The sequence below is a fragment of the Martinezella sp. CNPSo 3732 genome (genome assembly GCF_057784515.1).
The window spans coordinates 1-21,306 of the sequence record NZ_JBXSOO010000007.1 but is presented as its reverse complement, the minus strand read 5'-3'; the positions used below and the strand labels follow the sequence as shown (position 1 = coordinate 21,306).

The 21,306-nt window shown below is 60.7% G+C and carries 17 protein-coding genes; 13 read left to right on the top strand and 4 right to left on the bottom strand.

Features of this window, described 5'->3' with window-relative positions; translation table 11 throughout:
* Positions 1–4 precede the first annotated feature (4 nt).
* A complete protein-coding gene (locus tag AC13RM_RS14725) occupies positions 5–1,747 on the bottom strand; it encodes a cation:proton antiporter domain-containing protein (protein WP_374819205.1) in 1,743 nt (580 codons plus the stop codon).
* Positions 1,748–1,917: 170 nt separating this feature from the next.
* Positions 1,918–2,964: an NAD(P)-dependent alcohol dehydrogenase gene (locus AC13RM_RS14720; RefSeq protein WP_285171839.1), complete on the bottom strand. Its 1,047-nt coding sequence runs from the start codon at positions 2,962–2,964 to the stop codon at positions 1,918–1,920.
* Positions 2,965–3,219: 255 nt separating this feature from the next.
* Between AC13RM_RS14720 and AC13RM_RS14715 the strand changes: the two genes are divergently transcribed.
* The gene (locus AC13RM_RS14715; protein ID WP_285171838.1) at positions 3,220–3,360 is read left to right on the top strand and encodes a hypothetical protein; all 141 of its coding nucleotides are present in this window, start codon (positions 3,220–3,222) and stop codon (positions 3,358–3,360) included.
* A gap of 20 nt (positions 3,361–3,380) precedes the next feature.
* Here AC13RM_RS14715 and AC13RM_RS14710 read toward each other — a convergent pair whose 3' ends face one another.
* Complete coding sequence (locus AC13RM_RS14710) at positions 3,381–4,844, bottom strand: DHA2 family efflux MFS transporter permease subunit (protein WP_374819202.1); 1,464 nt, start codon at positions 4,842–4,844, stop codon at positions 3,381–3,383.
* Between the two features lie 412 nt (positions 4,845–5,256).
* Between AC13RM_RS14710 and AC13RM_RS14705 the strand changes: the two genes are divergently transcribed.
* Positions 5,257–6,051: a FadR/GntR family transcriptional regulator gene (locus tag AC13RM_RS14705; RefSeq protein ID WP_113230976.1), complete on the top strand. Its 795-nt coding sequence runs from the start codon at positions 5,257–5,259 to the stop codon at positions 6,049–6,051.
* Positions 6,052–6,086: 35 nt separating this feature from the next.
* On the opposite strand, the gene AC13RM_RS14700 is transcribed toward AC13RM_RS14705, so the two are convergent.
* The gene (locus AC13RM_RS14700) at positions 6,087–7,586 is read right to left on the bottom strand and encodes an MDR family MFS transporter (RefSeq protein ID WP_113230975.1); all 1,500 of its coding nucleotides are present in this window, start codon (positions 7,584–7,586) and stop codon (positions 6,087–6,089) included.
* Between the two features lie 381 nt (positions 7,587–7,967).
* Between AC13RM_RS14700 and AC13RM_RS14695 the strand changes: the two genes are divergently transcribed.
* The 11 genes from AC13RM_RS14695 to AC13RM_RS14645 all read left to right on the top strand — a co-directional run.
* Positions 7,968–9,101 carry an ROK family transcriptional regulator gene (locus AC13RM_RS14695; protein ID WP_374819198.1) on the top strand — a complete coding sequence of 378 codons (1,134 nt, stop codon included), beginning with the start codon at positions 7,968–7,970 and terminating at the stop codon, positions 9,099–9,101.
* A 7-nt stretch (positions 9,102–9,108) separates the two neighbouring features.
* Complete coding sequence (locus tag AC13RM_RS14690) at positions 9,109–10,551, top strand: M81 family metallopeptidase (RefSeq protein WP_374819196.1); 1,443 nt, start codon at positions 9,109–9,111, stop codon at positions 10,549–10,551.
* Positions 10,552–10,739: 188 nt separating this feature from the next.
* Positions 10,740–11,477 (top strand): FadR/GntR family transcriptional regulator, encoded by a 738-nt coding sequence (locus tag AC13RM_RS14685; protein WP_374819194.1) that lies wholly within the window; start codon positions 10,740–10,742, stop codon positions 11,475–11,477.
* A gap of 83 nt (positions 11,478–11,560) precedes the next feature.
* Positions 11,561–13,069 carry an ABC transporter substrate-binding protein gene (locus AC13RM_RS14680; protein ID WP_440478389.1) on the top strand — a complete coding sequence of 503 codons (1,509 nt, stop codon included), beginning with the start codon at positions 11,561–11,563 and terminating at the stop codon, positions 13,067–13,069.
* A 70-nt stretch (positions 13,070–13,139) separates the two neighbouring features.
* Complete coding sequence (locus AC13RM_RS14675) at positions 13,140–14,087, top strand: ABC transporter permease (RefSeq protein ID WP_440478390.1); 948 nt, start codon at positions 13,140–13,142, stop codon at positions 14,085–14,087.
* A complete protein-coding gene (locus tag AC13RM_RS14670) occupies positions 14,084–14,962 on the top strand; it encodes an ABC transporter permease (protein ID WP_440478391.1) in 879 nt (292 codons plus the stop codon). Before AC13RM_RS14675 ends, AC13RM_RS14670 begins: the two co-directional genes overlap by 4 nt.
* A gap of 23 nt (positions 14,963–14,985) precedes the next feature.
* Positions 14,986–16,773: a gamma-glutamyltransferase family protein gene (locus AC13RM_RS14665; protein ID WP_440478392.1), complete on the top strand. Its 1,788-nt coding sequence runs from the start codon at positions 14,986–14,988 to the stop codon at positions 16,771–16,773.
* A gap of 5 nt (positions 16,774–16,778) precedes the next feature.
* On the top strand, positions 16,779–17,537 hold the full coding sequence (locus tag AC13RM_RS14660) for a DUF1028 domain-containing protein (protein WP_488555224.1): 759 nt from the start codon (positions 16,779–16,781) through the stop codon (positions 17,535–17,537).
* Positions 17,538–17,587: 50 nt separating this feature from the next.
* Positions 17,588–19,438: an ABC transporter ATP-binding protein gene (locus AC13RM_RS14655; RefSeq protein WP_488555223.1), complete on the top strand. Its 1,851-nt coding sequence runs from the start codon at positions 17,588–17,590 to the stop codon at positions 19,436–19,438.
* 79 nt (positions 19,439–19,517) lie between these two features.
* Positions 19,518–20,069 carry a glutathione peroxidase gene (locus AC13RM_RS14650; protein WP_440478395.1) on the top strand — a complete coding sequence of 184 codons (552 nt, stop codon included), beginning with the start codon at positions 19,518–19,520 and terminating at the stop codon, positions 20,067–20,069.
* Positions 20,070–20,254: 185 nt separating this feature from the next.
* A partial coding sequence (locus AC13RM_RS14645) for a class I SAM-dependent methyltransferase (RefSeq protein ID WP_488555222.1) occupies positions 20,255–21,306 on the top strand: 1,052 nt, incomplete at its 3' end.

Below are 21,306 nucleotides of genomic sequence, written 5' to 3'. Positions count from 1 at the left end.
AATATCAGCCTGCGTCCTGGGAAAGGTCACGCCGCTGGCGCGACACGTTGCTTTCCTGCCGCTCCCGCGCCATGCGGCTGACGGCGGCACGCAGCTGTGGATGCCGCGACATGAACAGATTGAAGTCGCGGCGGTCCAGCACGAAGAGCTGGCAGAAATCGACGGCGACGACATCCGCAGTGCGGCGCGCGCCCGTCAACAGCGCCATTTCGCCGAAAAAGGCCCCGGCGCCGAGCCGGATCTCGTCATCCTCCAGCTGTACCTCAACGGCGCCCGAAGCGATGAAGAACATGCTGTCGCCGCGATCGCCGGTTCTGATCACCCGGTCGCCGGGCGACGCCGATCTCGGGCGGAAGAGCAGCAGAAGCTCCTCATGCTCGTTATCATCAAGTTCGGCAAACATCGGGAAGGTTTCGATGAGCTGTTCGATCTCGAGATGATGCTGGCGATCCCGCTCCTCGCGCTGCTTGTTGATGACGGCCAGCTGGCGGCGAAGAGCCTCCTGCTTGGCCATGCCGTATTTGTTCGCCAGGAACGGCCAGCGCGCAAAGGCCCAGTTTTCCAGCTTTTCCGTGGCGTAGAAAGCCAACGGATTGAGCGTGATCGACAGGATCGCACCGGCAAGGATGAGATCCTGTCCTTCCCGTGTCAGCAATCCGAGCGAGACGCCGAGCCCGGCCAGAATGAAGGAGAATTCGCCGATTTGCGCGAGACCGGCGGCCACCGCAAAGCCGATGCTGGCGGGATAGCGCAGCAAGAGCACGACACAGAAAGCGATCAACGCCTTGCCGAGCATGATCAGAGCAAGCACGCCGATAATCATCAGTGGTTCGCGGATCAAAACCGACGGATCGAAGAGCATGCCGACGGACACGAAGAACAGCACCGAAAAGGCATTCTGCAATGGCAGGGAGTCGGCCGCCGCCCTGTGGCTGAGATGCGATTCACTCATCACGAGACCGGCGAAGAAGGCGCCGAGCGCGAACGATACGCCGAAGATTTCTGCCGCACCGAAGGCAATACCGAGCGCAATTGCCAGCACCGACAGCGTGAACAGTTCGCGCGAACCCGTGCGCGCAACCGAGGTCAGGAGCCATGGCACCACACGCGGGCCGATGAAGATCGCGACAGCCGCGAAGGCTGCGACCTTGAGAAGCGTCATGCCGATCGTCAGCCAGATCGAACCGGACGCGGCATGGCCGCCGGCATCCGCATGGCCGCCCAGAACACCGGCAAAGGCCGGCAAGAGCACGAGAGCAAGCACCATGGCCAGATCTTCGACGATCAGCCACCCGACGGCGACACGGCCATTGGTCGAACTCACGAGATTGCGCTCTTCCAGCGCCTTCAACAGCACGACCGTACTGGCAACGGCAAGGCTGAGGCCGAAGACCACGCCGGCGCCGACGCTCCAGCCCCATAGCGAGGTCAACCCGACACCCAGCACCGTCGCAATCGCAATCTGGCCGATGGCGCCGGGAATGGCGACGCCGCGCACGGCCAGCAGGTCGGCGGCCGAGAAATGCAGGCCGACGCCGAACATCAGCAAAATGACGCCAATCTCCGCCAATTGCGATGCCAGCGAGACATCGGCGACAAAACCTGGGGTGGACGAGCCTATGATGACGCCGGCCACCAGATAACCGACCAGCGGCGGCAGATGCAGCCTGTCGGCCAGATAGCCGAAAATGGCCGCGAATACGAAGCCCGCGGCAATCAATGCGATCAATGCAACGTCGTGTGGCACGGCTGTCCTTCCCGTTTCACGGCGTTAAAGCCTGTTTCCCTCTGTGAAAGGCTACCTAGCATCGCTTTTGCCAGGCCGTCTACGGGAGATATGAAACCTCAGGGAAAACATCGCCTTGCCGATGTATGAAGCCAATAGCGGGATTGAGGCAAGGCGATGTGACAGCGAGCCTATTGCTTGAGGACAATCTGCAATTTGACGTCGGTCGGACGGGCTTCGACAGCGCGATCGAAAGCCTTGATCGAGTCCTCGAAGTCGAATGTTTCGGAGATCAAGGGCTTCAGATCGACGCGACCGGAAGCGATCAGCGCGATGGAGCGCTCATACTGATGCGCATAGCGGAAGACCGTTTCGATGCGGATCTCCTTGGTCGATGCCGTCGAGACGTCGAAGCCGACCGGATTGACCGGCAGGCCGACGGCGACGATCACGCCGCCGGGACGCGGCAGCGCCATCACCGTTTCCCACGCCTTCGGCGAACCAGAGCATTCGAAGACGACATCCGCACCCCAGCCATCGGTCAGGCGATCGACTTCCTCGACGAGGTTCTTCTCGCGAATATTGACCGGAATGACGCCCTGATACTGCGCGGCGATATCGAGTTTCGGCTGTGCGAGATCGGCGACGATCGCCCGCGCGCAGCCACCGGCAAGGGCAGCAACAGCAACCATGATGCCGATCGGGCCGGCACCGAGTACGACGGCGGTATCGCCAGGCGTGATGCGCGCCTTGGTGGCTGCCTGCATGCCGACGGCGAAGGGCTCGACCATCGCCCCTTCCGCAAAGCTGACATTATCGGGCAGCTTGAAGGTGTAGTTGGCCGGATGCACGACGAAAGGCGTCAGCACGCCATGGATCGGCGGCGTCGCCCAGAAGGTGACGGCGGGATCGACATTGTACATGCCGAGACGGCTGGCCTTGGAATTGGCATCGGGAATGCCGGGCTCCATGCAGACCCGGTCGCCGATCTTCAGATGCGTCACGCCTGCGCCGACTTCCACCACCGTTCCCGCCGCTTCGTGCCCTAGCACCATCGGCTCGTTGACGATGAACGGCCCGATTTTTCCGTGGGTGTAATAGTGCACATCCGACCCGCAGACACCGACCGTATGGATCTTGATCTTCACCTGGTCCGGCCCGACCTCCTGCGGCAGATCGATATCACGGATCGCCAGTTCATGCTGACGCTCTAAAACCAGGGCACGCATCTTGCTCATTGCCTTTTCCTCTTTCCAAAGCAGCCGGCGTCCCGCTGACACGGAGACGAAATTCTTTCCCGTTATATCGTGTGGGCCGGCATCATAAAACGATCTTTAGGGCCTGCAGATGAAGTTCCGCGGCTCTTCCTAAGTCAGCGAAACGCTCTTCACCCACGAAATATTAGGCGATGCTTATTATTTAGCTCGCTATTGCCGATATTGACTGGCGTTCCATTTCTTGCCTTTCTAATAATCAAGAAGGAGGGGCTCATTATGGCAGTATATGATTGGACCGGTCAGCGCGCCCGCCGGAGGAAGATGATGCGCGCGGCAAGCGTCGCAATGCTTCTGATCATCCTGATGGCGATTCCCGCAATATTGCTGCACTACAATCTCATCCAATATCCGTACTGAACACCTCGGAAAAGACATCGCTACGCCGCCCTCCTCGCGCCCTGCGTCGGCTTGCGCGACACATTATCGCCTGCCTTGCGGTCAAGCGGCAAGCAGTCCAGCACGGCGAGCAGCGCGATGATGCCGAGCAGCACGAAGGCCAGACGGAACTCGATGGCGACAATACTCTCTACTCCGAGCGGTGCGCTGATCGCCTGGCCGATGCGGATGCCGATGGCGCCAACGGCGATGCCCATGCCCATCGTCAGCTGAAAGACGGTGCTGAACAGGGTGTTGGCACCCGTCATCTGCCCCGGTGGGATATCGGCAAACGCGATCGTGTTGAGTGCGGTAAAATGCATCGACCGGCACATGCCGCCGATGAACAGCACCGGCACGACGAACCAGAGCGGCGTATCGGGCGAAAACAGCGCACAGGCGGCAATGAAGATGGCATTCAACAGGCCGTTGACGATGAGCACCGGCTTGAAGCCGAAGCGGCGCAGAATGGGCGTCGTTGCCGGCTTCATCGCCAGATTGCCGGCAAAGACGGCAAGCGTCAGCATGCCGGCATGGAAGGCGCTGAGCCCGAATCCGACCTGAAACATCAACGGCAGCAGGAAGGGCACGGCGCCGATGGCAGTGCGAAACAGCGATCCGCCGGAGATGGTTATAGCGAACGTCGGCAGTTTTAGCCCGGAGAGATCGATGAGCGGATGCTTCGTGCGGAGAAAATGAAAAACGGCGATGGCCAGCAGGACAAAGCCGACGATCACATAGGTCCAGGCTTCCAGCCAGACGGGATCGGGGCGCCCGATCAGTTCCAGCCCATACATGAGGCCGGCAAGTCCGATGCCGCTCACGACGAAGCCGATCCAGTCGAAAGGCGGGCGCGCCGTGCTTTTCGTCTCCGGAATGAGCAGGAGTGAGAAGATAAAGGCCAATATGCCGAGCGGCAGGTTGAGGAAGAAGATCCAGCGCCAGCTTGCATGGTCGGTGATGAAGCCGCCGAGCGGCGGTCCGAGGATCGGTGCCACCAGCGCCGGCCAGGTGATCGTCGCAATGGCCGATATCAGCTTGTCCTTCGGCGTATTGTTCAAGACCACAAGCCGGCCTACCGGCACCATCATCGCCCCGCCGATGCCTTGTAGAATGCGCATGGCAACGAAGGAGCCGACGCCATTGGCAAAACCGCAAAGAACGGAGGCGAGCGTGAAGATGACGACGGCTGTCGTGAAGACCAGACGCGCACCGAAGCGATCGCTGATCCAGCCGCTGATGGGGATGAAGACGCCAAGGGTCAGCAGATAGGCGCTCATCCCGATATTGAGATCGACGGGGCGGGCGCCGAAGGAAACGGCCATCTGCGGCAAGGCAGTCGCGATGACCGTACCGTCCAGATTTTCCATGAAGAAGGCACCGGCCACAAGCAATGCAATCAACAGCGAGCGCGAGCCCGCCTCCCGCACCTCCTCCCTCTGCCCAGGTGTGGACATGTCATTCATGCAGCAACTCCGAATCCGCCTCGCATCCCGCCCGCATTTAACCGGTTCGGTAACGTTTACGATAGTCGAAATCGTCCCATCAATCGATTAAGCGATCACGTTTCGCTCAGCGGATGGTGCGCAATTTGATCTCCGCGCCGATACCGCTGCCGATCCCAATAGGCCCGTAGCGAAACGCATCAGCATGTTCAAATTGGTAAACAGATCGATCAACTCGGTGCCAGTAGGCATGCATACGTAAGACATGCTAGGGTTTTCACTGGAAAATGCCGCGGGAAGAACAATGGGATCGATACAACATCAATATGGAACAGCCCCTAACTGGCCGAGATACCAGCAAAAAGCCTCACAAATCGACGTAGGCTGACGATTGTTCGAACGGCGCATCAATAAGGAACGAGAGTCCCGCATAATGAAACATGGCCAGGACGCAATGACCTCTAGGGCTACCCCGGAGTCCAAACTGATCGTAACGCAGTCGCCCTTCGATGCCTTTGTGCGAAAATACGGTACGATCCCGCGGCGCGGCGTCTTCGGCTATTTCGTCCACGAGCTCGGCCGCCGCATCGTCGGCGGAGACTATCCGGTCGGGGCAACGCTACCGAACGAGCCCGATCTGGTCGAGCAATTCGGCATCAGCCGCACCGTTATCCGCGAAGCGATGAAGTGCCTGGCCGGCAAGGGTTTGGTCGAGATCAAGACCCGCGTCGGCACGCGCGTCAAGGAGCGCTCCAACTGGCATCATCTCGATACGGATGTCATGGTCTGGTATTACGAGACCGGCCCGTCGGTCGAAATCATGCGATCGATCAAGGACCTGCGATTGGCGCTCGAACCGGAGGCGACGGCGCGCGCAGCGCTGCGCCGCACCGAGAGCGACATTGCCGCGATCAGTTCCGCCTACGAGGAGATGGCGTCCACCATCGGCGACGTCAACAGCAACGCCGACGCCGACTTGCGCTTCCATACCGCGATCTTCGCCGCCACACACAATATGATCTATTCGCAGCTGATCGATCTGATCGCCGTCGGAATCTACGCCAATCGCACACTTTCCGGGCATGAGGACATAGCCGAAGGGCAAAAGCGCGCCCTCCCCCTCCACAAGGCCATCCTCGACGCCATCGTCACGCAGGACACGGACGCCGCAATCAAAGCATCGCGAAACCTGCTGGAAGCCTGGCTCGCGCGCGACTACGGCTTCTGACAGATCACGCCCTGCCCCGCCCCCCTGGCCTTGCGCTAATGGGTCATGGCTTCCTGCGCATCCGCCTTGGGCGCCGACGACCCGCGACCGGCATCTCGCGTGACCGGAATCAGCCAGATGGTCACGCAGGTCGTCAGGGCGACGATGACGACACCCCAGAAGCTCCAGTGCAATGCCGCATCGAAAACACTTCTGATTGCGGGATCGGTGCCGAGATCGGAAAGGCCGCTGGGCTGATTGAGGATGTCGTGCAGCCTGGTTGCGAGCTCGCCGCTGCCGTAATGCGCGATGCCGACATTCATGATCGCACCAAGCGCGGTTGCGCCGAGCGTATTGCCGAGGCTGCGCGAGAAGATGATCGAGGCAGTGGCGCTGCCGCGCATCGACCATTCGACGCTTTCCTGCACCAGCACGACACTGGTAAGGCTGATAAGGCCCATGCCGAAGCCCATCAGGAATGAGCCGATGCCGGCGATCACCGGGCTGCTCTCCGGCGTCAGGAACAGCAGGAAAAGCGAGCCGAAGGGAAACATGAGACTGCCCGTGCGCAGCGTGTTGCGGATGCCGAAGGTGCGGAAGAACCGGCTCGCCAGCATCACGGCCAGCGGCCAGCCGACAATCAGCATGGTGAGCGTAAAGCCGGCCTCCAGCGGCGAGCGGCCAAGGACACCCTGAACATAGATCGGCAGAACGGTCGTCAGGCCGATCAGCGCCATGCCGGCAAGCAAGGTGGCGGCATTGCTGGTCGCAATCAGCCGCCTGCTCCAGAGAGCGATCGAAATGATCGGCTCCGGCGCTCGCCGCTCCTGCCACAGGAACAGGATGCCGGTAACGATAAAGACGATCGCCAGGGGACAGAGAACGGCGAAGCCCGCATCGGTCTCCGTCAGGATGACGAGCAGCGACACGATCGATATCGAAAACAGGACCGTGCCAAGGTAATCGATCTTCGCCTCACGCGGGGTAACCGACTCGTGCAGGAAGAGGATGAACCCGGCGATGGCGAGCACGCCAAGCGGCAGGTTGATCCAGAAAATCCAGGCCCAGGAGAGATTGTCGACGATGATGCCGCCGGCAAGCGGACCAATGACGGCCGAGATCGCCCAGACGCTGGCAAGTGCACCCTGCACCTTGGCGCGCTCTTCCAGCTTGTAGAGATCGCCGACGACGGTCATCGTGACAGGCTGAATTGCACCCGCGCCGAGGCCCTGCAGCAGCCTGAAGACGATAAGGGACGCCATCGACCAGGCGAAACCGGCGAGCGTCGAGCCTATGAGAAAGATGATGATGCCGCCGATCAGCATCGGCTTGCGGCCGAAAATATCGGAAAGCTTGCCATAGATGACGGTGGTGGTGGATTGCGCCAGCAGAAAGGCGGAGAAGACCCAGCTATAATAGGTGAAGCCGCCGAGCTGGCCGACGATGCGCGGCATGGCGGTCGCGACGATAGTCGCTTCGATGGCGACCATGAAGGTCGCAAGCATGATCGAGACGATGACCAACGGGCGTCTCGAACGATCGACCGTGCTGGACATGGCATTCCTTTCTGACTGCGGCACCCGGGATCGAAACATGCACATGCCGCTATAACGGCCATGGTCGAGCGCTTAGCTTGTGGGATCAAAGTCTAGGGACGAGACGATTGCGGGCGAGCACCGGCTGAATCGTTATGATAAGCTTTGCATATTGATACAGGTCGATGTCAACTATTTAAACGCGAACATGTTTCGCGAAATCGCCCCAAGACGGCGCCTGGACTGCCGTCATTCACAAAACAGGTCGAGCAAATCGATGCGCTCTTCCAATATATTGCGGTACGGCATGATTAGGCCTGCAATAAAACTAAATATGGTTGCTTTGTTTATTTTCTGAACTTATTCTCCGCAAAACAGGCAAAATCCAGGCGGAACGTCGAATTGCTAACGTCCTCCCAGCAGCAGCTTTTACGGGTCATCAGCCAATCAGGCCCTTCCAGCCGCACGGTTCTGGCAGCCTCCATGGGGCTGAGCAAGGCTGCGATGAGCGGGATTGCGCGCGATCTGATTTCCCTCGGCGTCTTGCGGGAGACGGAAACGATCTACGGACAGGGCCGCCCGTCGATCCTGCTGGACCTGCATCCGAAAGGCGCCTTCTTCGGCGGTATTTCGCTGCTCGAAGACCCGGCGCCGCTGGTACTCAGCGATTTCAACGGCAATATCGTCGCTCGCCAGACGATGCCACTGTCGCGTGATCCTGACGTCATCGCCGCGATGATCGCCGACACGCTGCCGAAATTGCTTGCCGAATGCAAAGATGCCGGACGAAAGCTTTCCGGCCTTGGTATTGCGCTCTCCGGTTTCGTCGATGAAAAGCAGGCGAACTGCGTCAAATCCACGCTACTCGGCTGGCAGGACGTGCCGCTTGCCGGTATCATCAGGCAGAAGACCGGCATAGCCACATTTATCGAAAACGACGCCAAGGCGGTCGCCGTCAGCGAAAAGCTGTTCGGCGGCGCCCGCGACGTGCAGAATTTCAGCGTCGTTTCCTTCGATGACGGCATCGGCTGCGCCCATTTCGTCGGCGGCAAACTCTATCGCGGCAATCATGGCGGCGCCGGCGAAATCGCTCATTGCACGATCGAGCCCAATGGTGCGCCCTGCCGCTGCGGCAAGCGCGGCTGTCTCGATACCGTAGCCTCACTGAAGGCGATCAAGGAAATGGCAAAGGCGGAAGGTCTCGCCTGCCAATCCCTCGACGCTCTGGAAACGGAGGCATCACTCGGCAATGCCGCGGCGATCCGCATTCTGCATCGCGCGGGCAGCGCACTGGGGCTTGCGATTGCGCATCTCATCCAGTTCAACGATCCCGGCCTGATCCTGATTACCCATGTCGAAGGCCGGTTTGATGGCCTGTTCGGCACTGTCATGCGGCAGGCGGTCGAGGGCAATGTATTGCCGCGCTATGCCGGCCAGACGCCGATCCGCACGCAGCGTGTCGATGGCGATGTTTGGGCACGGGGCGCGGCCAGCATTGCCGCCCATAATTTCCTGATTGGTCCCAACCCCTATTGAGGTTCCCATGCGCATTGCCGTCGGAGGCATTCACATCGAATGCAGCACCTACAATCCCGTCCTGAACGAAGAGAAGGACTTTCGCGTCCTGCGCGGCGCGGAGCTGACTGCCTCGCCCTATTTCGCCTTTCTTAGGGATTACGACGGCGAGTTCCTGCCGACCATCCACGCCAGAGCCATCGCGGGCGGCCCCGTTGCCCGCCATACCTATGAGGCCTTCAAGACAGAGTTTCTGGAAGGGCTGAAGGCGCTGCTGCCGCTCGATGGGCTCTATCTCGCCATGCACGGCGCCATGTATGTCGAAGGCATGGAAGACGCCGAGGGTGACTGGATCAGTGCGGCTCGCGCCATCGTCGGTGAGGATTGCACGGTCTCCGCCAGCTACGACCTGCACGGCAATGTCACCCAGCGCATCATCGATGCGCTCGACATGTACTCAACCTATCGCACCGCGCCGCATATCGATGTCGAGGAAACCATGCGCCGCGCCGTGAAGATGCTGATGGAAAGCCTGAAGACCGGTGTAAAACCCATCCTGCTTTGGGCGCCGATCCCTGTGGTGCTGCCGGGCGAACGCACCAGCACGGTCGATGAGCCGGCCAAGAGCCTTTACGATAGGCTGCCCGGCATCGACGCCATCGACGGCGTGTGGGACGCCTCCTTGATGGTCGGCTATGTTTGGGCCGACGAGCCGCGCGCTACCGCTGCCGCCATCATGACCGGCACGGATCGCGCCGTGCTTGAGCGGGAAGCAAAACGCCTGGCGCAGGCCTATTGGGACGTGCGCAAGGATTTCGTTTTCGGCTCGGAGACTGGCTCGATCGAGGAATGCGTCGCCAAGGCAATCGCCAGCACGACCGCGCCCGTGGTTCTGGCGGAATCTGGAGATAATCCGACGGGCGGCGGCGTCGGTGACCGCGCCGATGTGCTGGCGGCACTGATTGCCAAGAAAGCACAAGGCGTCATTTTCGCCGGCATCGCCGACAAGGCCGCCACGGAAGCCTGCTACGCCGCTGGCCTGGGCGCCACCCTCGATCTCTCGGTCGGCGCATCGCTCGACACCAAGGGCAGCAAGCCGGTACGAGGCAACTTCACCGTCAAACATTTGCTGGACACTACGGAAGCGAGCGACAGACAGGCTGTCGTCTCCATCGGCGGCATCGACCTTGTGCTGTCGGCCAAGCGTCGCCCCTATCATAATATTGCCGATTTCACCCGCCTTGGCCTCGATCCGCACAAGGCAAAGATCATCGTCGTCAAATCCGGCTACCTCTCGCCCGAGCTGGCGCCGATCGCCAACCCGAACCTGATGGCTCTGTCCCCCGGTGTCGTCGATCAGTTCGTCGAACGCCTGCCGCGCCTGCGCAAGACCAAGCCGACCTATCCATTCGACAAGGATTTCGACTTCACGCCCGAGACGGCGATTTCTGCGCGCGCCATAGGCCGCTGAGGCTCAAGTCAAAGAACCGCAAGAGCGGCATCGTTGATCCGTCATCTCAAGAAGGCGACTCGTTTTTTGCGGCTCGCCTGCATCGCGCACAAACATTGTGCATTGCCAAAATTGCACAAAAAAGCGCTTGACGAGGCGATCGAGTTCAACTTCTATTGGACCAATTTCAAATTGGTTCACCTCTCAATATGGCAATCGACGGCCTTCCGGAGAATTCGGTTTATGCCTTGGAGAGGCTCCGTGGGCTTTTGAATTCGGCCGATCTCCCGGCTGACGGAAAACTGCCGACTGAGCGGGCTCTATCGGAGACGCTGGGTGTCAGCCGGCGTGCGATCAGGCGGGCGCTTGAGGTGCTGGAAGCAGAAGGACGCGTCTGGCGACGCCAGGGGTCCGGAACCTATGTCGGGCAGCGCCCGGACGATTGGAGCCAGCATGTCAGCACGCTTGTGGCCAGCACGGATCTCATGGAGGTCATGGAAGTCCGTTTGCGCATCGAGCCGCAACTGGCACAACTCGCCGCCATGCGCGCCAAACCCGATGACATCGACCGCATGTATGAGCTGGCTAAGAAGATCACCGCCAGCGACGATGCCGACAGCCGCGAACTCTGGGATGGCGCGTTGCATCGGCTGATCGCACAGAGCGCCGGCAACCAGTTCTTCCTGACGATTTTCGACGTCATCAATCATGTCCGCCAAGACGAAGCCTGGCAAACCATTCGCGAATTGGCCCGCAGCATCAACAAGACCCGCCCGGTCTCCTACGCCCAGCATAGGACGATTATCGACGCCATTGCCGCACGCAACCCGATGAAGGCGGCCGAAGCCATGCGCGAACATCTGCTGATGTTGCAGGAAAGCCTGATCCGCATCACCTCGCTGGATGCGCGCCAAGCTGAGGAGCCACTGACTGAGGAGGTGGGCTGACCCAAAAGCGGGCTCGCCCACGATGACCGGAGAGGAAACCGGTCGAGACTGCAAAGAACGAAAACGATAAACAGGAGAACAGAATGAAGATCGCCCAATTCCTGGCATCGCTTGCCGCCGGCGCCCTGATCGCGCTGCCGTCCCTAGCCGTCGAACTCAAGATCGGCCTGCAGGACGATGCCGATGCGCTGGACCCCGCGCAATCGCGCACCTTCGTCGGCCGCATCGTCTATACCGCACTCTGCGACAAGCTCGTCGATATAACGCCGGACCTGCAATTCGTGCCGCAGCTTGCCACATCCTGGAAATGGTCCGCCGATGGCAAGCAGCTCGTCATGGAGCTGCGCCAGGGCGTGAAATTCCAGGACGGGACGCCGTTCAATGCGCAAGCCGTCATCGACAACATCCAGCGCTACCAGACCATGCCGGAATCACGCCGCAAGAGTGAGCTTTCCTCTGTCGCCAAGGTCGAAGCATCAGGCGAATACGAAGCCACCTTCACCCTGAAGGCACCTGACGTCACGCTGCTTGCCCAGCTTTCCGACCGCTCCGGCATGATGGTTTCACCGACGGCGGCAAAGGCTGCCGGTGCCAAATTCGGCGATCATCCGGTCTGCTCCGGCCCGTTCAAATTCGTCGAGCGCGTGCAGCAGGACCGTATCGTGCTCGAAAAATTCCAGGACTACTGGAACAAGGACAAGATCTTCATCGACAAGGTGACCTATCTGCCAATCCCCGATACGACGGTGCGCCTCGCTAACCTGCGCTCCGGCGATCTCGACATGATCGAGCGTGTCGCAGCCTCCGATGCCGGCACGGTCAAGGGCGATCCCAATCTCGTCTACGCCGATGCTGTCGGCACCGGCTGGCTTGGCGTCTACGCCAATGTCGGCAATGGTGCGCGCGCCGACAATCCGATGGGAAAGGACAAGCGCCTGCGCCAGGCTTTCTCACTGGCGATCGACCGCGAAGCCGCCATGCAGATCGTCTTCGACGGCACCGGACTTGCCGGCAATCAGCCGTTCGCACCGAACAGCCCCTGGTTCGACAAGGATATTCCGGTGCCCGCTCGCGATATCGACAAGGCCAAGGCCCTGGTCAAGGAAGCCGGTTTCGACCGCATCCCGGTCGAGCTCGCCGTCGCCAACAATCCCGTATCGATGCAGATGATGCAAATCATCCAGTCGATGGTTGCCGAAGCCGGCTTCGACGTGACGCTGAAGACGACTGAATTCGCAACCCTGCTAGACGCGCAGTCGAGCGGCAATTACCAGCTCAGCCGATCCGACTGGTCCGGCCGCTCCGATCCGGATGGCAACATCCAGCAGTTCGTCACGACAGGCGCCGGCCTCAACGATTCCAAATACAGCAATCCGGAAGTCGATAAGCTGCTGCTGGAGGCGCGCCAGTCGCAGGACAACGCCGTACGCAAGCAGAAATACGACGCTGCAGAGGCGATCCTCAGCCAGGACCTGCCGATCATTTTCCTCGGGCATCAGGCCTGGATCTGGGCCTACAACAAGAAGGTATCTGGCTTCGTGCCCTCCCCGGATGGCATGATCCGTCTCGTTGGCGTGAAGAAGAATAGCTGAGCGACTAGCGCCATGCGGGCTCCTTCCTGCATGGCCCTTTCATATTCGACATCGCGGCAAGGATCTGCCCATGTATAGCTATATCGGAAAGAGGCTGCTCGTCGCGATACCGACGCTGCTGATCATTTCGATCTTCGTCTTCTCGCTGCAGAAGCTTCTGCCCGGCGATCCTGTGCTTGCCATGGCCGGCGAGGAGCGCGATCCGCAGGTCCTGGAGCTGCTTCGCGAGAAATATCGCCTGAACGACCCAGTCATCTATCAATATGGCTACTGGCTGCAGGGCGTCGCCAGGGGTGATCTCGGCGTTTCGCTGCGCACCAATCAGCCGGTGCTGACGCTCGTTGCCGAAAAACTGCCGGTCACCATTCAGCTTGCCGTGATGTCGATGATCTTCGCTTTTGCCATCGGCATTCCCATGGGCATTTTGGCGGCGGTGAAGAAAAATACCTTCATCGATTTTCTTGCCAATATCGTTGCCCTGTGCGGCCTGTCGGTGCCGAACTTCTGGCTCGGCATCATGCTGATCCTGCTGGTCTCGGTGAAGCTGCATTGGTTGCCGGCTTCGGGATACCAACCTTTCTTCGAAGATCCATGGCGCTCGATCCAGACGATGCTGATGCCGTCCTTCGTGCTCGGCAATGCACTGGCAGCCACCTTGATGCGCCACACGCGTTCGTCGATGCTGAGTGTGCTCAGTGCCGACTATATCCGCACGGCCCGCGCCAAGGGCCTGCCGGAAACGGCCGTCGTGCTGCAGCACAGCTTCCGCAACGCCATCCTGCCGGTCGTGACAGTCAGCGCTCTGCTGTTCGGAGAGCTCCTGGCCGGTGCCGTTCTGACCGAGCAGATATTCACTATTCCCGGCTTCGGCAAGCTGATTGTCGATGCTGTCTTCAACCGGGATTACGCCGTCGTCCAGGGCGTGGTGCTCTGCACCGCCGTCGGCTTCATCGCCATGAACCTCATTGCCGATATTCTCTACGTCCTCCTCAATCCACGCATGAGGGCGGCCCTATGAGCACGATCGTTCAGGTGACTGCCGCAAGTGCCTCGGTCAAGCGTGCTCCCAACCGGGCCTGGCGCAAGCTGCGAGCCAACAAGGGGGCACTGGTCGGACTTGCGATCATCCTGTTCTTTACCGCACTTGCTGCGCTTGCACCGCTCCTGCCGATCCCCGATCCGGTCGCAACCAGCTGGTCTGCGATCCGCAAAGCACCATCGGCCGCGCACTGGCTCGGCACCGACGATCTCGGCCGGGACATTCTCTCCCGCATGATCTGGGGCGCGCGGGCGTCCTTGATGGCCGGCGTCTTCTCGGTTGCCATCGCGGTTGCGATCGGTGTGCCTTTGGGCCTGATGTCGGGCTACTATGGCGGCTGGATCGATCAGATCGTCTCGCGCATCACCGAGGCCTTCCTGGCGATGCCTTTCCTCATCACCGCCATTGCGCTTGCCGCCTTCCTCGGTCCGAGCCTCACCAATGCGATGATCGCCATCGGGCTTTCGGCAACGCCCGTTTTCGTACGGTTGACACGCGGCCAAGTGCTGGCGGTCAAGACGGAGGATTACGTCGAGGGCGCCCGATCGATCGGCTTGCGCCATTTCAGCATCATCACCCGTTATATCCTGCCGAACGTCTTTGCTCCGATCCTCGTCCAGGCAACACTCACCATCGCGACCGCCATCATCGCCGAGGCCAGCCTTTCCTTCCTCGGCCTCGGCCAGCAGCCGCCTGCCCCGAGCTGGGGTTCGATGCTCAACGTCGCCAAGAATTATCTCGAACAGGCGCCCTGGATGGCCATGTGGCCGGGTGCCGCCATTTTTCTCGTCGTGATCGGCTTCAATCTCCTCGGCGACGGCTTGCGCGATGCGCTCGACCCGCGCGAAGCATAAATAAACACAAAAAGGATGCCCCAATGACCGCATTCACCACCCGTCCTGAAATCCTCGGCACCTTCGGCGTCGTCACGTCGACGCACTGGATCGCATCGGCCGTCGGCATGAGCATTCTCGAAAAGGGCGGCAATGCCTTCGATGCCGCCGTTGCCACGGGCTTCGTGCTGCAGATTGTCGAGCCGCATCTCTGCGGGCCGGGCGGCGACATGCCCGCCATCCTCTATTCGAAGAAGAAGGACAAGGTCGAGGTCATCTGCGCCCAGGGGCCAGCGCCAGCCGGCGCAACGATCGAACATTACACGCGGGAGGGGCTGAAGCTCATCCCCGGCGATGGCCTGCTCGCTACCGTCATTCCCGGCTCCTTCGACGGCTGGATGCTGATGCTGTGCGATTACGGCCGGCTGACCGTTCGCGACGTGCTGGAACCGGCGATCCACTATGCCGAAAAAGGCCATCCCGTCCTGCCGCGCGTCTCCGCCACCATCGCAGGTCTTGCCGATTTCTATCGCAAGGAATGGCCGACCTCCTACGACACCTGGCTTCCCGGCGGTGCCGCCCCCGAACCCTGGTCCAACTTCAAGAACCCGGTTCTTGCCGAAACCTGGAAGCGGGTCGTCGCCGAGGCGGAAAGCAAGAGCGATCGCGAAGCGCAGATCGAAGCCGCACGCGATGCCTATTACCGCGGCTTCGTCGCTGAAGCGATCGACAGCTATGTCAGCAAGACCGAGGTCATGGATGCGAGCGGCACCCGCCACAAGGGAGTGTTGACTGCGGATGACATGGCCAATTGGCAGGCTACGATCGAAGAGCCGCTGACCTATGACTATCACGGCTGGACGGTCGCCAAGATCGGTCCGTGGGGCCAGGGACCCGTCTTCCTCCAAACGTTGGCACTGCTAAAGGGTTTCGATCTGGCCGCGATGAACCCCGCAGGCGCCGATTTCGTCCATACCGTCACGGAAGCGATGAAACTCGCCTTTGCCGACCGCGAGGTCTATTACGGCGATCCGAATTTCACGAATGTACCGCTCGAAACCCTGCTGTCGGATGCCTATGCCGACGAGCGCCGCCGGCTAATTTCGTCCGAGGCGTCGCTTGCCTTGCGCCCCGGCAAGCTTGCCGGTTTCGAAAGCCAGTATGATCTCACCATGCAGATGCTCGATGCGCCGGGAGCCAAGAGCGGTGCGGTCTATGAGCCGACAATGTCGCATTTGACCGAGAAGCGCGGCGATACCGTGCATATCGACGTCATCGACCGAGAGGGCAACATGGTTTCGGTGACGCCATCCGGCGGCTGGCTGCAATCCTCGCCGATCATTCCCGGCCTCGGCTTCTGCCTGAATTCGCGCGCGCAGATGTTCTGGCTGCAGCCGGGCCTGCCCTCCTCGCTTGCGCCAGGCAAGAGGCCGCGCACGACGCTGACCCCGACAATGGCACTGCATGAGGGGCGTCCGACGCTTGCCTTCGGCACGCCCGGCGGCGATCAGCAGGAGCAGTGGCAGCTTTCCTTCTTCCTGCGCTATGTTCATCACGGGCTGAACCTGCAGGAGGCGATCGACAAGCCGCTGTTCCATAGCACGCATTTCCCGAGCTCCTTCTATCCGCGCACGCGTGAGCCGGGCGGCCTGACGGCGGAGGCGAATTTCAGCGCCGATGTCCTCGATGCGCTCCGCAAGAAAGGCCATCAGTTGACCGTCGCGCCGGAATGGACCGTGGGTCGCCTCACCGCAGCGCGCCGCGATGCCGACGGCCTCTTACGCGCTGCGGCAACTCCGCGTTTGATGCAAGCCTACGCCGTTGGGAGGTAGAGCCGATGACCTGGTCGATCGTTGCACGAGAGCCGGAAACCGGAAATCTTGCTATCGCCGTCGCCACCCGCTTCTTTGCCGTCGGCAGCATCGTGCCGCATATTCGCGGCGGCATCGGCGCGGTTGCGACGCAGGCCTTTGCCAGCCCGCTTTACGGTATCGACGGACTGGCCATGCTGGCAGCAGGTCATGCGCCTGGCGAAATCGTTGAGGCGCTGAGCGCTCGCGACGAAGGCCGCGAGCAGCGGCAGTTTCACCTGATCGGCAGCAAGGGCGCCAACGCCGCCTTTACCGGGGCCAAGTGCATCGACTGGGCCGGCCATCTGGTCGACGACAATGTGTCGGTCGCCGGCAACATGCTGGCAGGGCCACAGGTGATTGCTGAAACGCTTGCGACCTTCAAGAAAACCGCGGGCAAGCCCCTTGCGGAACGGTTGCTCGAAGCGATGCGCGCCGGCGAAGACGCTGGCGGGGATAAGCGTGGCAAGCAGTCGGCGGCACTCGTCATCCACCGCGACCAGGATTATGCCTGGTTGAACATTCGCGTCGACGACAGTGCCGATCCACTCACCGAGCTCGAACGGCTCTATGCGGTCGCGCAGGAGCGTTATCTCCATGTCGCCGAAACCATGCCGACGCGCCAGAACCCCAGTGGCATGACCGACCGGCGCGAGATCGACGAAAAGATTGCCGCACTCGAAGCCGGGAGAATTGCCGAAGGCCGGCCCTCGGCTTCCCATGCCACCATGGCAGCCCCATCGTGAACACCTTCGATTGAAGCTCGGCCAATGGTAAAATCATAAAAGGGAACTTCATGCCGACCGTTGCAGCGCAGATGACCAATCCTGGCACCCAGCCTGTTCTTTCTGTCTCCGATCTCACCACGTCGTTTCTCGTCGATGGCGAGTGGCGCACGGTCGTCAAGGACATCTCCTTCGACGTCATGCCGGGTGAAACAGTCGCCATCGTCGGCGAAAGCGGTTCCGGCAAGAGCGTGACCTCGCTCTCGATCATGCGGCTGCTCGCCAGGGCCAGCAGCCGCATCGAAGGCGTAGTCAGGCTCAACGGCCGCGATCTTCTGACGTTGCCGGAAACCGAAATGCGCAAGGTGCGCGGCAAGGATGTGGCGATGATCTTTCAGGAGCCGATGACTTCTCTCAATCCGATCTTCACCATCGGCCGGCAGATTTCCGAGGCACTGACCTGCCATGGCAATATCTCGAAGGCCGAGGCGAAGGCGGAAACGATCCGCCTCCTGGAAAAAGTGCGTATCCCCAATGCATCCTCGCGCTTCGACGAATATCCGCACCAGTTTTCCGGCGGCATGCGTCAGCGAGTCATGATCGCGATGGCGCTTGCCAGCCGCCCGAAACTGCTGATCGCCGACGAGCCGACAACCGCGCTCGACGTGACGATCCAAGGGCAGATCCTCGACCTCATCAAGGTGCTGCAGGAAGAGGAAGGCATGTCCGTCCTCTTCATCACCCATGATATGGGCGTCGTCGCCGAGATATCCGAGCGCACCATCGTCATGTATCGCGGCGAGGCGGTCGAGACCGGCAAGACCGACGATATCTTCCATCGCGGCCAGCACCCCTATACCCGCGCCCTGCTGTCAGCCGTGCCGCGCCTCGGTTCGATGAAGGACCAGCCGCAACCGCTGCGCTTCCCGATTGTCGACGCGAGCACCGGTGAACGCAGCGAACCGAAGGCGCTCGCCGATACCATCGATCACCGCAAGACACCGGTGCTCGAGGTGAAGAATCTCGTCACCCGCTTCGATCTTCGCGGCGGTCTGCTCGCCCGTCCGACGGGCGCCATCCATGCCGTCGAGAATGTCTCCTTCGATCTCGCCCAGGGGGAAACGCTGTCGCTAGTCGGAGAATCCGGCTGCGGAAAGTCGACGACCGGGCGTTCCATCATGCGCCTTATCAACCCCAAGTCCGGCGAGGTTCGCCTCGACGGCTATGACGTGATGAAGCTCAATACCCTCGATCTGCGCCGGATGCGCCGCAGTATCCAGATGATCTTCCAGGACCCCTTCGCGAGCCTCAATCCGCGCATGACGATCGGCGCCGCGGTTGCCGAACCCTTCATTGAGCATCGCTTGGGCACGCGCGCCGAAGCCCGGGAGAAGGCGGCCGATCTTCTGGAACGCGTCGGCCTGAAGGCCGATATGATGAGCCGCTATCCGCATGAATTCTCCGGCGGCCAGCGCCAGCGCATCTGCATCGCCCGCGCGCTCGCCCTTGATCCGAAAGTGATCGTCGCCGACGAAAGCGTCTCGGCGCTCGACGTGTCGATCAAGGCGCAGGTCTGCAATCTGCTGATGGATCTGCAGCAGAGCCTCAACCTCTCCTATCTCTTCATCTCGCACGACATGGCCGTGGTCGAACGTGTCAGCCACCGCGTTGCCGTCATGTATCTCGGCGAAATCGTCGAGATCGGCCCGCGCGCCTCCGTATTCGAAAATCCGCAGCACCCCTATACGAAGAAGCTGATGGCCGCCGTTCCGGTGCCGGACCCGGCGCGGCGCGGCATCCAGCGCAATCTCGCCGTCGACGAATTGAAGAGCCCGGTGCGCCCGGTCGGATATCAACCACCCGCGCGACAGTATCGCGAAGTGTCCAGCGGCCATCTGGTGCGGATGGAAGAAGCCGCTTAAGCCGGTTTCTGGCCTTGACGCGGTCAAAATCCGGGCAAATATCGGCATCCTGTTTTCCATCTCAACGGAGTTGAATGATATGACCGATAGCGTGCTCGATATTCCGGTAAAGAGGATCGACGGCAGCGATACGACGCTCGCCGACTATCGCGGCAAGGTCATCATGGTCGTCAACGTCGCATCCAAATGCGGCCTGACGGTGCAGTACGAAGGCCTGGAAAAGCTGTATGAGGAAAAGCGCGGCGAAGGTCTGGTCATCGCCGGCTTCCCGGCTAATGACTTCAAGGGCCAAGAGCCCGGCAGCGACAAGGAAATCCTGAATTTCTGCACCCTGACCTACGACGTCCAGTTCCCAATGTTCTCCAAGATCGCCGTGACAGGCGAAGAGCGCCATCCGCTCTACAACAATCTCATTGCCTCGGGCGTCGAGACAACAGGCGACGGGCCGATGCGCGAGCGCCTGGCAAAGCACGGTCTCGAAACCGGACAGGATGGCGGCATCGTCTGGAATTTCGAAAAATTCCTCATCGGCCGCGACGGCAAAGTTGCCGCCCGCTTCGCGCCCGACGTAACGGCCGACGATCCACGCCTGCTCTCGGTTCTGGAAAAGGAGCTGGCGCGTGCCGGCTGAGACGCTCCAGCAGCTTGTGAACCTCCAAAATAGCACATTGCATCAATAGGTTGCGCCTGCCCTCAGGACTGCACTGAGTCTGTTCAGCCGGATGGCGTAATTGCCTGTCATCCGGCCGGGGAGTATCCTTCCCCATTCGAATACATCGCAATGGAACGCTGCATCAATTCTGATGGGAGGATGTCATGCGCGAACCTGATATGCAGAAACTCGATACCCTTGTCGGGCGCCTGGTCGGCGATCTCGGCGCGGCGGTCTCAGGTGTGTTGGTGACACTCGGAGATCATTTGGGCCTCTTCAAGGCTATGGCGGATGGAACGCCGAGAACTTCGGCTGACTTGGCCGATAAAGTCGGTGTGAAAGAGCGCTATGTGCGCGAATGGCTGTCAGCTCAGGCAGCCGCCGACTATGTCAGTTATGACGACAAGACCGAGCGTTTCTACCTGACACCGGAACAGGCAATGGTATTCGCGGAGGAAAACAGCCCTGCCTTCTTCGCGGGCGCTTTCGATGTCGTTCAATCCATGTGGATCGACGAGCCGAAGGTCGTCAACGCCTTCAAGACCGGCAGCGGCCTTGGCTGGCATGAGCATAGCGCCTGTCTGTTCCGCGGCACCGAGCGTTTTTTCCGGCCTGGCTACAACAGCCATCTCATTCCGGAATGGATACCGGCGCTCGACGGCATGCAGGAAAAGCTCGAGGCCGGCGCAATTGTCGCCGATGTCGGCTGTGGCCACGGCGCCTCGACCATTCTGATGGCAGAAGCCTATCCGAACTCGACCTTCTTCGGCTTCGACTACCATCTCCCGTCCATCGAACGAGCAAAAGCTGCGGCGCAGGAGGCAGGCGTTGCGGGCCGTATCACGTTCGAACAGGCGACCGCCAAGGACTTCCCGGCTGCCGACTACGATCTTGTGGCGATGTTCGATTGCCTGCACGACATGGGCGATCCCGTCGGTGCCGGCAAACATATCAAGGAAACCCTCGCCGATGACGGCACCTGGATGATCGTCGAGCCCTTTGCGCATGATTGCTTGAAGGACAATCTCAACCCGGTCGGCCGCGTCTACTACGGGGCTTCAACGATGATCTGTACACCGGCCTCGCTGTCGCAGGAAGTCGGGCTAGGTCTGGGCGCGCAAGCCGGCGAGCTGAAACTGCGCAAGGTTGCCATGGATGCGGGTTATTCGCATTTCCGCAAGGCGACCGAAACGCCGTTCAACATGGTCTTCGAAGT

What these genes read in the sequence shown, in the direction of transcription:
- AC13RM_RS14710 (WP_374819202.1), bottom strand. Translation starts at nt 4,844, where the DNA reads ATGAATGACATGTCCACACCTGGGCAGAGGGAGGAGGTGCGGGAGGCG.
- AC13RM_RS14715 (WP_285171838.1), top strand. Translation starts at nt 3,220, where the DNA reads ATGGCAGTATATGATTGGACCGGTCAGCGCGCCCGCCGGAGGAAGATG.
- AC13RM_RS14675 (WP_440478390.1), top strand. Translation starts at nt 13,140, where the DNA reads ATGTATAGCTATATCGGAAAGAGGCTGCTCGTCGCGATACCGACGCTG.
- AC13RM_RS14685 (WP_374819194.1), top strand. Translation starts at nt 10,740, where the DNA reads ATGGCAATCGACGGCCTTCCGGAGAATTCGGTTTATGCCTTGGAGAGG.
- AC13RM_RS14665 (WP_440478392.1), top strand. Translation starts at nt 14,986, where the DNA reads ATGACCGCATTCACCACCCGTCCTGAAATCCTCGGCACCTTCGGCGTC.
- AC13RM_RS14705 (WP_113230976.1), top strand. Translation starts at nt 5,257, where the DNA reads ATGAAACATGGCCAGGACGCAATGACCTCTAGGGCTACCCCGGAGTCC.
- AC13RM_RS14720 (WP_285171839.1), bottom strand. Translation starts at nt 2,964, where the DNA reads ATGAGCAAGATGCGTGCCCTGGTTTTAGAGCGTCAGCATGAACTGGCG.
- AC13RM_RS14690 (WP_374819196.1), top strand. Translation starts at nt 9,109, where the DNA reads ATGCGCATTGCCGTCGGAGGCATTCACATCGAATGCAGCACCTACAAT.
- AC13RM_RS14655 (WP_488555223.1), top strand. Translation starts at nt 17,588, where the DNA reads ATGCCGACCGTTGCAGCGCAGATGACCAATCCTGGCACCCAGCCTGTT.
- AC13RM_RS14670 (WP_440478391.1), top strand. Translation starts at nt 14,084, where the DNA reads ATGAGCACGATCGTTCAGGTGACTGCCGCAAGTGCCTCGGTCAAGCGT.
- AC13RM_RS14660 (WP_488555224.1), top strand. Translation starts at nt 16,779, where the DNA reads ATGACCTGGTCGATCGTTGCACGAGAGCCGGAAACCGGAAATCTTGCT.
- AC13RM_RS14650 (WP_440478395.1), top strand. Translation starts at nt 19,518, where the DNA reads ATGACCGATAGCGTGCTCGATATTCCGGTAAAGAGGATCGACGGCAGC.
- AC13RM_RS14680 (WP_440478389.1), top strand. Translation starts at nt 11,561, where the DNA reads ATGAAGATCGCCCAATTCCTGGCATCGCTTGCCGCCGGCGCCCTGATC.
- AC13RM_RS14700 (WP_113230975.1), bottom strand. Translation starts at nt 7,586, where the DNA reads ATGTCCAGCACGGTCGATCGTTCGAGACGCCCGTTGGTCATCGTCTCG.